Below are 11,627 nucleotides of genomic sequence, written 5' to 3'. Positions count from 1 at the left end.
GCCTGGTTATCGATTGTTCTGCTGTTGCCCCGATGCCTGGTTGCGTTTAGACGCATCCGGTACCAGACGATAGAAGGTTTCGCCCGGGCGGGTCATACTGAGTTCATTGCGCGCGCGCTCCTCGATCGCTTCCTGCCCGCCGTTGAGGTCGTCAATTTCGGCAAATAGCTGATCGTTGCGTGCTTTTAATTTGGCGTTAGTCGCCTGCTGGGCGGTGACGTCGTCGTTAACCCGCGTGTAGTCGTGCAGGCCGTTTTTACCGAACCACAGCGAATACTGTAGCCAGACCAGCAAAGCTAATAATAGCAGCGTTAGTTTACCCATCCTGCCCCCTGACAAACGGCATCATCATCCCAAAACTCGCCCGGGTACGCTACCAGGGCGCGCGGACGATGCCGCGTAACGCGGGGACTGTACCATATTTTTGCTGCCGATACCCATGCTTGATTCATACCAGAAACGGGTTATCCCAACAGCCAGAGGAAGAGTAGCGCAAACATCATCCCGACGGTCAGGATGGTCGCGCTGGCGCTATAGAGCAGCTTGCCATTGAGCAGAGAGTGCAGCGCAATACCGATCACTACCGCCACCGGCATCAACGCCAGGAAGAACGGCCAGGTGTAAAGGAGGAAGAAGAGCGTATTACTGCCATAGAGAAGGAAGGGAATACCCAGCGCCAGCAGCCATGAAATAAAGCCCACGGCAGCGCCCGACAGAGACCAGGTGGTCTCGTCGCCGATCGCCGGAGGCGGTTCTGAACGAATAATACTGAGGTTCTGGGTATTGCGCATATCGAATCCTGTAGACCGGGCAACCGGCACCCCTCGATGCCGCTGCCGTTTCAGGATCTGATAATATCGCTCTGTTGCAGCAGGTCTAATAGTTGGTGCACCAAATTTGTTACCAATTGTTCACCATCCAGATGAATTTCCGCCTTTTCCGGTGCCTCATAGACCGAGTCTATGCCGGTGAAATTGCGTAATTCCCCTGCCCGCGCCTTCTTGTACAACCCTTTCGGATCCCGCGCCTCGCAGATGGCCAGCGGGGTATCGACGAACACTTCGATGAAGCGTCCCTCCCCCAGGCGCTCGCGCACCATCTGCCGTTCCGCGCGGTGTGGTGATATAAATGCCGTCAATACCACCAGACCGGCATCGACCATCAGCCTGGCCACTTCGCCGACGCGGCGAATGTTCTCTTTGCGATCCTCATCACTGAATCCCAGATCGCTGCACAGGCCATGGCGCACATTGTCGCCGTCCAGCAGATAGGTGCTGACGCCGCGCTCATGCAGCGCCTCTTCCAGCGCCCCGGCGACGGTGGATTTACCCGACCCCGAAAGGCCGGTAAACCACAGCACCACGCCGCGATGGCCGTGATGCTGTTCCCGCTGCTGCTGGGTCACAGGATGGGCATGCCAGACGACGTTTTCGTCATGCTGGGCCATTATTGGCCTCCCAGCAGGTCGCGGGCGTCCCAGTGAGGGAAGTGTTTACGGATCAGCTGGTTCAGCTCCAGCTCAAAGGCGCTGTACGGCGATGCCGACGTCGACGCCTGCAGGTGCGGCTCGTTGACCATCCCGGCGCCCACAGTGACGTTGGTCAGGCGATCGATAAAGATAAGCCCGCCGGTCACTGGGTTTTGCTGATACGGATCCAGCACTAAAGGTTCGTCAAAGGTCAGCTCCACCAGCCCAATGCCGTTCAGCGGTAGAGACTCGACTTCACGTTGGGTCAGGTTGTTAATATCGACCTGGTAGCGGATAGCGTCGACGCGAGCGCGAGTCTTCTTCCCGGCGATTTTAATGTCGTAGCTCTGCCCCGGGGTCAGCGGCTGCTCGGCCATCCACACCACGTCGATGCTGGCGCTTTGCACCGCCGGCAGCGAGGCTTGCGCGTCAACCAGCAGGTCGCCGCGGCTGATGTCGATTTCATCTTTCAGCACAATGGTAATGGCTTCGCCGGCGGCAGCTTCCTGCAGGTCGCCGTCGAAGGTGACGATACGCGCCACGCTCGATTCGACGCCCGACGGCAGCACCTTCAGACGCTGGCCAACGGTAACCGTACCGGAGGCGACCGTGCCGGAGAAGCCGCGGAAATCGAGGTTCGGACGGTTAACATACTGCACCGGGAAGCGCAGCGGCTGGCTCTCGACCACCCGCTGGATCTCCACGGTTTCGAGGACTTCCAGCAGGGTCGGACCGCTGTACCACGGGATGTTCGCGCTCTGGCTGGCGACGTTATCGCCTTCCAGCGCCGACAGCGGCACAAAACGGATATCGAGGTTGCCCGGCAGCTGCTCGGCAAAGGTCAGATAATCTTCCCGGATCTCGTTGAAGCGCGCTTCGCTAAACTCGACGAGATCCATTTTGTTGACCGCCACCACCAGGTGTTTAATGCCCAGCAGCGTAGAGATAAAGCTGTGACGGCGGGTCTGGTCGAGCACGCCTTTGCGCGCATCGATCAGCAGGATCGCCAGGTCGCAGGTTGACGCGCCGGTGGCCATATTGCGCGTGTACTGCTCGTGCCCCGGGGTGTCGGCGATGATAAATTTGCGTTTTTCGGTCGAGAAGTAGCGATAGGCGACATCGATGGTGATGCCCTGCTCGCGCTCAGCCTGCAGGCCGTCCACTAGCAGCGCCAGGTCCAGTTTTTCACCCTGGGTACCGTGACGCTTACTGTCGTTGTGCAGAGACGACAGCTGGTCTTCATAGATCTGGCGAGTATCGTGCAGCAAACGGCCAATTAAGGTGCTTTTGCCGTCATCTACGCTGCCGCAGGTCAGAAAACGCAGCAGGCTCTTGTGCTGTTGCGCGTGCAGGTAAGCTTCTACGCCGCCTTCATTAGCAATTTGTTGGGCAATTGTGGTGTTCATGGCGGCTCCTTAGAAATACCCCTGACGTTTCTTCAGCTCCATCGAGCCGGCCTGGTCGCGGTCAATCACGCGGCCCTGACGTTCACTGGTGGTTGATACCAGCATCTCTTCAATAATTTCCGGCAGCGTCTGCGCTTCAGACTCCACTGCGCCGGTCAGCGGCCAGCAGCCAAGGGTACGGAAACGCACCATCCGTTTTTCAATCACCTCGCCCGGCTGCAGATCGATACGGTCATCATCGATCATCATCAGCATACCGTCGCGCTCCAGCACCGGGCGCTCAGCAGCCAGATACAGCGGCACGATTTCAATATTTTCCAGATAGATGTACTGCCAGATATCCAGCTCGGTCCAGTTGGAGAGCGGGAAGACGCGGATGCTTTCGCCTTTGTTAATCTGGCCGTTGTAGTTGTGCCACAGCTCTGGACGCTGATTTTTCGGGTCCCAGCGGTGGAAGCGGTCGCGGAAGGAGTAGATGCGCTCTTTCGCGCGGGATTTCTCTTCGTCGCGACGCGCGCCGCCGAACGCGGCGTCAAAGCCGTATTTGTTCAGCGCCTGCTTCAGGCCTTCCGTTTTCATGATATCGGTATGCTTAGCGCTGCCGTGGACGAACGGGTTGATGCCCATCGCCACCCCTTCCGGGTTTTTATGCACCAGCAGCTCACAGCCGTAGGCTTTGGCGGTATGGTCACGGAACTCATACATCTCACGGAATTTCCAGCCGGTATCGACGTGCAGCAGCGGGAACGGCAGGGTTCCCGGATAAAACGCTTTGCGCGCCAGATGCAGCATTACGCTGGAATCTTTCCCGATGGAGTACATCATCACCGGGTTAGAAAATTCGGCGGCCACCTCACGAATAATATGGATGCTTTCCGCCTCCAGTTGCCGCAGGTGAGTGAGTCGTTTTTGGTCCATAACCGTTCCTTAAGCCAGATTGACCACCGAAGAGTTAAACCCCTCGGCGGATGATGTATGTTGAAACCAGGCGAGCTGCTGATGCAGCTGCACCACTTCGCCCACCACCAGCAGGGCGGGCATCGGGGCGTCTTTCGCCAGGTGTTCGAGTTGTTGCAATGTGCCGGTTATCGTCTGCTGATCGTCGCGGGTACCGCGGGAAATCACCGCGACCGGCGTAGTGCTGTCGCGACCGTGGGCGATCAGCTGCGCGCTGATTTCTGCCGCCTTCATGGTGCCCATGTAGATCGCCAGCGTTTGTTGGCTCTTCGCCAGCAGCGACCAGTCGAAGGGGGCGCTGTCCGGCTTATAGTGGCCGGTGACAAAGACGGCGCTTTGCGCATAATCGCGATGGGTCAGCGGAATACCGGCGTAGGCCGTCGCCCCGGCGGCGGCAGTGACGCCAGGCACCACCTGGAACGGGATCCCCGCTTCGGCGGCAGCCTGCAGCTCTTCTGCGCCGCGGCCAAAAATAAACGGATCCCCGCCCTTCAGACGCACGACGGTTTTCCCTGCCTTCGCCGCCGCCACCAGCAGCTGATTGGTTTCATGCTGCGGCACCGAGTGCTCGCCGGCGCGTTTGCCGACACAGATTAACTCGGCATCGCGGCGCACCAGCTCGAGAACCGGCTGGGTCACCAGATGGTCGTGGAAAACCACGTCCGCCTGCTGGATCGCCTGCAGACCACGAAGGGTCAGCAGCCCGGCATCGCCCGGGCCGGCGCCCACCAGAATAATTTCTCCCGTCTCGCGTTCGGGCTTATCCAGCTCATCCTGCAGCGCCTTTTCCGCCTCCGCATGATTGCCCGCCACCATCAGGCTGGCAAAGCGGCCGGTGAAGACGCGTTCCCAGAAGCGACGACGCGCTTCGGTGGTCGTCAGACGGGTTTTCAGATGGTTACGCCAGTAGCTCGCCGATTCCGCCAGCCGCCCGAGGTTCGTCGGCAGCAGCGCTTCAATTTTCTCGCGCAGAATGCGCGACAGCACTGGCGCTTTGCCGCTGGAGGAGATCGCCACCAGCAACGGCGAACGGTCAACGATAGAAGGGAAGACAAACGAGCACAGCGCCTGGTTATCCACCACATTGACCAACCGGTAGCGCGCGTTAGCCGCCGCAAACACCCGCTGGTTAAGCGTCTCGTCCTCTGTGGCCGCAATCACCAGAAAGACATCATCCACCAGCGACTCGCTAAATTCCGTCGCCCGCCAGCTAAGCGCCTGGCGCGCCGCCAGATCGGCCAGCGCCGGAGAGAGCGTCCCGGCGACCACCTGCACCTGCGCCTGGGCGCGCAGCAGGAATTTAATCTTGCGTTCAGCAATCTCACCGCCGCCGATCACCAGCACGGGCCTTTGTTTCAGTTCGGCAAAAAGGGGCAAGTAATCCACGGCGCAACAACTCTCTTACAATCAGCGATACTGCGACTATAGGGTGCGCCTCAGAGCAAATGAAATTACGAAATGGAATGAGTTGTGACGCAAAGGAATAACGCTGTGGAAATACAAATATCAAAAAGTGCTTAACGCGCTATTTCTCCGCTATTTAAGAGCAATTGAAATTGTTTAACCGCGGTCACAGTTTCATACTGTACGCGTCAAATTGTCTTGTTCGTGTAAGGACCCCTTATGTTTTCCGCGTTGTGCCGCCGTCTGCTTCCTCTGGCGCTCGGCACCGGTTTTGTTTTCGCCGCCGCCCCCGCATTCAGCGCGCTGGGCGACACCGCCAGTAGCCAGGCCCGTCATATCGCCACCGTCTTCCCGGGACGAATGACCGGAACACCAGCCGAGATGTTGTCAGCCGAGTACCTCCGCCAGCAGTTCGCCCAGATGGGTTATCAGAGCGACGTGCGCAGCTTCAATACCCGCTACATCTATACCGATAACAATCAGCGTAAGAACTGGCATAACGCCACCGGCAGTACGGTGATCGCCGCCCATGAAGGCCAGTCCCGCCAGCAAATCATTATTATGGCGCATCTCGATACCTACGCGCCGCAGAGCGATAAAGACGTGGAGAACAACCTTGGCGGCCTGACGCTGCAGGGAATCGACGACAACGCGATGGGGCTCGGCGTGATGCTGGAGCTGGCGGATCATTTAAAGAATATCCCCACCCGCTATGGCATTCGCTTTATCGCCACCAGCGGTGAAGAGGAAGGTCGTCTCGGGGCGCAAAATCTGCTGCAGCGCATGAGTGAGGCGGAAAAGAAAAATACCCTGCTGGTGATCAACCTCGATAATCTGGTGGTGGGCGATAAGCTTTACTTCAACAGTGGCCGCCGCACGCCGGCCTCGGTGCGCAAGCTTACCCGCGACCGCGCGCTGGCTATCGCCCGCATTAAAGGGATTGTCGCAGCGACCAATCCAGGACTGAACCCAGAATTCCCGAAAGGCACTGCCTGCTGTAACGACGCCAGCGTCTTCGACAGCGCGGGGATCCCGGTGCTGTCGGTCGAGGCAACCAACTGGTCACTCGGCAAAAAGGATGGCTATCAGCAGCGCCAGAAATCCCGCGCCTTCCCGGACGGCACCAGCTGGCATAGCGTGCAGATTGATAATCAGCAGTATCTCGACCACGCGCTGCCGGGACGCATAGAACACCGCAGCCGCGAGGTAGTGAAAGTGATGCTGCCGCTGGTGAAAGAGCTGGCGAAGGTGGAGAAGAAAAGCTGATACGCACAAAAGAACGCGCGGTATCACCCGCGTGTTCTTCTTGAATTATCACCCAAAGAAAGCGCTAACAGCTTATCCCTCGTGCAATCCGCACTCGCGTTTAAGCCCGAAGAACCGGGTCTCTTCTTCTGCCATGCCTGGCTCCCATTTGCGGGTGGTGTGGGTATCGCCTACCGACAGATAGCCCTGATCCCACAGCGGGTGGTATTTCAGCCCGTGCTTTTGCAGGTACTGATATACCGTCCGGTTATCCCAGTCGATAATCGGCAGCACCTTGAACACCCCGCGCTGGATAGCCAGCACCGGTAAGGTCGCCCGGCTACCGGACTGCTCGCGGCGCAGACCAGCGAACCAGGTCTGGGTATTGAGCTCTTTCAGCGCCCGGTTCATCGGCTCGACTTTGTTGATCTCATTGTATTTCTCAATGCCCTCAACGCCCTGCTCCCACAGCTTACCGTAACGCGCCTCCTGCCAGGCGGCGCTCTCCTGCGCCCGATAGACCTTCAGGTTCAGCTTGAGCTTGTCGGTTAACTCATCGATAAACTGATAGGTTTCCGGAAACAGATAGCCGGTATCCGTGAGGATCACCGGAATATCCGGGCGCAGCTGATTCACCAGGTGCAGACTCACCGCCGCCTGAATGCCAAAGCTGGAAGACAAAGCATACTCGCCAGGCAGATTTTCCAGCGCCCACGCTACGCGTTCTTCGGCGCTGAGCTTCTCCAGCTTAGCATTGGTCTCCGCCAGCGCCAGGATACGTTCCACTTTCGGCAATGCATTAAGCGCGTTTAGATCGAGTACGGACATATAAACCTCGTTTGCCTGTTATGCCGGGCGGCACTGCGTTTGCCCGGCCTACGGGTTTTGTAAGCCCGGACGCTACGCGCCACCGGGCACCAGGATGTTATTCCCAGAAATCGCGGGCTGGGTCGAGCACCGGGCGAATGATGCCCGCACGCACCGTAAAGTCGCCGAAGCCTTCACCCGCTTCACGCTCTTTCGCCCAGCGCCCTACCAGTTCGTCTAGCGAGTCGAGAATTTCCGACTCGGTAATATTTTCACGGTACATCCGCGGGATGCGGGTGCCGCTGCGGTTACCGCCAAGGTGCAGGTTGTAGCGGCCTGGCGCTTTGCCCACCAGCCCCACTTCCGCCAGCATCGCGCGACCACAGCCGTTCGGGCAGCCGGTGACGCGGGTGACGATATGCTCATCGCTCACGCCGTGCTTGTTCATCACCCCTTCCACCTTGTCGATAAACGACGGCAGGAAACGTTCGGCTTCCGCCATTGCCAGCGGGCAGGTCGGGAAGGAGACGCAGGCCATCGAGTTTTCGCGCTGCGGAGTAACGGCATTCATCAGACCATGATCCCGCGCCAGCTTCTCGATCCGCGCCTTCTGATCTTCCGGTACGCTGGCGATGATCAGGTTCTGGTTGGCGGTGATGCGGAATTCGCCTTTATGGATCTTAGCAATCTCCAGCAGGCCAGTCTTCAGCGGGCGTCCCGGATAATCGAGAATGCGGCCGTTTTCAATAAACAGCGTCAGGTGCCATTTGTCATCAATCCCTTTCACCCAGCCGATGCGGTCGCCGCGGCCGGTGAATTCGTACGGACGGATCGGCTCAAACTTAATGCCAGCCCGGCGCTCCACTTCCGCCTTGAAGGTTTCGACGCCAACGCGCTCAAGGGTGTACTTGGTTTTCGCATTCTTACGGTCGGTACGGTTGCCCCAGTCGCGCTGGGTAGTCACGACCGCTTCCGCCACCGCCAGAGTATGCTCCAGTGGCAGATAGCCGAATTCGCTCGCCGTGCGGGCGTAGGTTTTCTTGTTGCCGTGTTCGATAGAGAGACCGCCGCCCACCAGCAGGTTAAAGCCCACCAGCTTGCCGTTTTCGGCGATCGCCACGAAGTTCATGTCATTAGCGTGCAGATCGATATCGTTCTGCGGCGGGATCACCACCGTCGTTTTAAACTTACGCGGCAGATAGGTCTGACCGAGGATCGGCTCTTCGTCGGTAGTCGCGACCTTTTTCTGATCCAGCCAGATCTCGGCATAAGCGCGGGTACGCGGCAGCAGATGCTCGGAGATCTTTTTCGCCCACTCGTAGGCCTCAGCGTGCAGCTGCGACTCATGCGGGTTGGAGGTGCACAGCACGTTACGGTTCATATCGTTGGCGGTGGCCAGCGCGTCCAGCCCTACCGAGTGCAGCATCTGATGCACCGGCTTCACGTTCTTTTTCAGAATACCGTGGAACTGGAACGTCTGCCGGTTGGTCAGGCGAATACTGCCGTAAATGGTGTTGTCAGCGGCAAACTTATCGATCGCCTTCCACTGGGTAGTGGTGATCACCCCGCCCGGCAGACGGCAGCGCAGCAGCATCGCATGACGCGGCTCCAGCTTCTGGGCGGCGCGTTCCGCGCGGATATCGCGATCGTCCTGCTGGTACATGCCGTGGAAACGGATCAGCAGGAAGTTATCACCTTTAAAACCGCCGGTCAGACCGTCGTTTAAATCTTCCGCAATGGTGCCGCGCAGGTAGTTGCTCTCAAGCTTCATGCGCTCGGCATCGGTCAGTTTACCTTCGACCACTAAAGGCCCCGGATGTTTTTCGCTCATTAGTAGACATCTCGCTGATAACGGCGCTCAACGCGCAGCTCACTTAAAAATTCGTCCGCCGCTTCGGCGTCCATCGCGCCGTATTCGGCAATCACTTCCAGTAAAGTATGTTCCACGTCTTTCGCCATACGATTGGCGTCGCCGCAGACATAAATGTGGGCGCCATCATTGATCCAGCGCCACAGCTCGGCTCCCTGCTCGCGCAGTTTGTCCTGCACGTAGACTTTTTGTTGTTGATCGCGGGACCAGGCCAGATCGATACGGGTCAGCAGACCTTCCTTCACATAGCTCTGCCACTCCACCTGATAGAGGAAATCTTCAGTGAAGTGCGGGTTGCCGAAGAATAACCAGTTCTTGCCTTGCGCCCCGTCCGCTGCGCGCTGCTGCATAAAGGCGCGGAACGGCGCAATACCGGTGCCCGGGCCAATCATGATCACCGGCGTCTCCGGGTTAGCCGGCAGACGGAAGTTGTCGTTGTGTTCAATAAAGACGCGGACTTCGCCATCTTCTTCCACGCGGTCGGCGAGGAAGCTGGAGGCACCGCCAGCGCGGGCGCGACCTTCAATTTCATAGCGCACTACGCCTACGGTGACATGTACTTCGCTTTCCGCTTCCGCCTGCGAGGAGGCAATCGAGTACAGGCGCGGCGTCAGCGGACGCAGCAGACCGATTAACGCCTCGGCGTCCAGCTGTGCCGGGGAGAAACGGACCATATCGATGATCGGCGTCGCAGCAGCATACTGCTGCAGCTGAGCTTTATCTCCCACCAGCGGCAGCAGCGATTCGCTGCGGGTCAGGGTGGCGTAGTTTTCGACGATAGTCGCGGTGTTAACCGTCAGCTCAAAATGCCACTCCAGCGCTTCCGCCAGCGGCAGAGTTTTGCCATCAACGGTTACCGGCTCGTCACCTTTCAGCCACAGCAGCTCCACCAGCTCTTTGACCAGCTGAGGATCGTTTTGATACCAGACGCCCAGCGCGTCGCCCGGCTGATAGCGCAGACCGGAATCACCGAGGTCAATTTCAATATGGCGCACATCTTTTTCGGAATCGCGGCCAGTGATTTTCTGGTTGACCGACAGGGTCGCCGACAGTGGAGCCTCTTTGGTGTACGGGCTGGTATGGATGTCGTTCACCGCGCCGCTGGTGGCCAGCTGAGCGGGCGCGGCAACTGGCGCACGGGCTTTCAGCACCTCAACGACGCGCGCGCGCCATTCCGCAGCCGCGGTCTGATATTCGACGTCGGCATCGACGCGATCGAGCAGGCGTTCCGCGCCGAGCTCGGCCAGCTTGCTGTCGAAATCTTTGCCGGACTGGCAGAAGAATTCATAAGAAGTATCGCCGAGGCCAAAGACAGCGAACGCGGTCCCGTCCAGCTTCGGCGCTTTTTTCGAGAACAGGAACTTATGCAATGCGACCGCTTCTTCCGGCGGCTCACCTTCCCCCTGGGTGGACGTCACGACCACCAGCAGTTTTTCCGCAGCAATTTGTTTGAATTTATAATCGCCTGCATTCACCAGCTTCACGTTCAGCTTCGCTGCCAGCAGATCGTCGCGCAGCGCTTCGGCGACGCGACGGGCGTTGCCGGTTTGCGAGGCGGAAATCAGCGTGATCGAGGGCACCTCAGCGGCCTGGACAGGAACGGCCACAGCCGCGCCGGACTGCTGATTCAGCACGCCCCAGAAATAGCCAGACACCCAGGCAAGCTGGGTAGGCGTGAAGTCAGTGGTGGCCGCCTGAAGGCGCGCCAGTTGCTCCGGGTTGAGCGGCAGCAAGTTGGAAGGTGAGGCCTGTGTCGTCATGCGTCGTTTGTTCCAGTAAGCAAAGCTGTTATTCGCACCCTGTCAGCGCGACAAAAACAGAAGAGAATAGAAGGGTAACGGTGCTGATAGTAACAATTAAAGAAGGGATGGAAATAATAAATAACCAAATGGACTAACCTGTTTTAGTTGTAGTTATTAACAACAAAATCGATTAAATAACCACATGAAATATAACCATTTAATCCAGATAACCCAGATAAATGTGTCCATTTTCTGTTCAGGGCCGTTTTAGTTAATGCGAAAAAATGTGCTTTCCGGTACCCTACGGCGGTTTTTTTCGTCCTGTTGAGAGTCAATGATGTCCACCACGCTGTTTAAAGATTTCACCTTCGAAGCCGCCCACCACCTGCCGCACGTTCCGGAAGGACACAAATGCGGTCGCCTGCATGGCCACTCCTTTATGGTGCGTCTGGAGATCACCGGTGAAGTCGATCCCCATACCGGGTGGATCATGGATTTTGCCGAGCTGAAGGCCGCCTTCAAGCCGACATACGATCGCCTGGACCACTATTATCTGAACGATATCCCCGGTCTGGAAAACCCCACCAGCGAAGTGCTGGCGAAATGGATCTGGGATGAGATGAAACCGCGGGTACCGCTGCTGAGCGCCGTGATGGTCAAAGAGACCTGCACCGCTGGCTGCATCTATCGCGGCGAGTAAGCGAAAAAAAAGCCCGGTCAGTACGCTG

11 protein-coding genes are annotated in these 11,627 nt (G+C 58.1%); 2 read left to right on the top strand and 9 right to left on the bottom strand.

The window, feature by feature from the left end:
• Nucleotides 1–6 precede the first annotated feature (6 nt).
• The 6 genes from ftsB to cysG form a co-directional block, all read right to left on the bottom strand.
• On the bottom strand, nucleotides 7–324 hold the full coding sequence (ftsB, locus tag CWM58_RS09335) for a cell division protein FtsB (protein WP_002915156.1): 318 nt from the start codon (nucleotides 322–324) through the stop codon (nucleotides 7–9).
• 140 nt (nucleotides 325–464) lie between these two features.
• Nucleotides 465–791: a DUF3561 family protein gene (locus CWM58_RS09330; RefSeq protein WP_100680794.1), complete on the bottom strand. Its 327-nt coding sequence runs from the start codon at nucleotides 789–791 to the stop codon at nucleotides 465–467.
• 50 nt (nucleotides 792–841) lie between these two features.
• A complete protein-coding gene (cysC, locus tag CWM58_RS09325) occupies nucleotides 842–1,447 on the bottom strand; it encodes an adenylyl-sulfate kinase (protein ID WP_002915158.1) in 606 nt (201 codons plus the stop codon).
• Entirely contained in the window at nucleotides 1,447–2,874 is a 1,428-nt protein-coding gene (cysN, locus tag CWM58_RS09320) for a sulfate adenylyltransferase subunit CysN (RefSeq protein ID WP_100680793.1), read from the bottom strand. The genes cysC and cysN overlap by 1 nt, the downstream gene beginning before the upstream one ends.
• A gap of 9 nt (nucleotides 2,875–2,883) precedes the next feature.
• Nucleotides 2,884–3,792 carry a sulfate adenylyltransferase subunit CysD gene (gene cysD, locus CWM58_RS09315; protein ID WP_061153518.1) on the bottom strand — a complete coding sequence of 303 codons (909 nt, stop codon included), beginning with the start codon at nucleotides 3,790–3,792 and terminating at the stop codon, nucleotides 2,884–2,886.
• Nucleotides 3,793–3,801: 9 nt separating this feature from the next.
• On the bottom strand, nucleotides 3,802–5,208 hold the full coding sequence (gene cysG / locus CWM58_RS09310; RefSeq protein WP_165785758.1) for a siroheme synthase CysG: 1,407 nt from the start codon (nucleotides 5,206–5,208) through the stop codon (nucleotides 3,802–3,804).
• A gap of 246 nt (nucleotides 5,209–5,454) precedes the next feature.
• Between cysG and CWM58_RS09305 the strand changes: the two genes are divergently transcribed.
• Nucleotides 5,455–6,501 (top strand): aminopeptidase, encoded by a 1,047-nt coding sequence (locus CWM58_RS09305; protein WP_100680791.1) that lies wholly within the window; start codon nucleotides 5,455–5,457, stop codon nucleotides 6,499–6,501.
• Between the two features lie 72 nt (nucleotides 6,502–6,573).
• Here CWM58_RS09305 and cysH read toward each other — a convergent pair whose 3' ends face one another.
• The 3 genes from cysH to cysJ all read right to left on the bottom strand — a co-directional run bounded on the left by cysH (nucleotide 6,574) and on the right by cysJ (nucleotide 10,917).
• Complete coding sequence (cysH, locus tag CWM58_RS09300) at nucleotides 6,574–7,308, bottom strand: phosphoadenosine phosphosulfate reductase (protein ID WP_008806238.1); 735 nt, start codon at nucleotides 7,306–7,308, stop codon at nucleotides 6,574–6,576.
• Between the two features lie 97 nt (nucleotides 7,309–7,405).
• Complete coding sequence (cysI, locus tag CWM58_RS09295) at nucleotides 7,406–9,118, bottom strand: assimilatory sulfite reductase (NADPH) hemoprotein subunit (protein WP_061153512.1); 1,713 nt, start codon at nucleotides 9,116–9,118, stop codon at nucleotides 7,406–7,408.
• On the bottom strand, nucleotides 9,118–10,917 hold the full coding sequence (gene cysJ / locus CWM58_RS09290; protein ID WP_100680790.1) for an NADPH-dependent assimilatory sulfite reductase flavoprotein subunit: 1,800 nt from the start codon (nucleotides 10,915–10,917) through the stop codon (nucleotides 9,118–9,120). Before cysJ ends, cysI begins: the two co-directional genes overlap by 1 nt.
• A gap of 316 nt (nucleotides 10,918–11,233) precedes the next feature.
• Between cysJ and queD the strand changes: the two genes are divergently transcribed.
• Nucleotides 11,234–11,599 (top strand): 6-carboxytetrahydropterin synthase QueD, encoded by a 366-nt coding sequence (gene queD / locus CWM58_RS09285; protein ID WP_012967329.1) that lies wholly within the window; start codon nucleotides 11,234–11,236, stop codon nucleotides 11,597–11,599.
• Nucleotides 11,600–11,627 lie beyond the last annotated feature (28 nt).

Origin of the sequence: Klebsiella sp. H-Nf2 (genome assembly GCF_002806645.1) — a bacterium.
GTDB lineage: Bacteria > Pseudomonadota > Gammaproteobacteria > Enterobacterales > Enterobacteriaceae > Klebsiella > Klebsiella variicola.
This window is presented reverse-complemented; position numbering and strand designations above follow the sequence as displayed.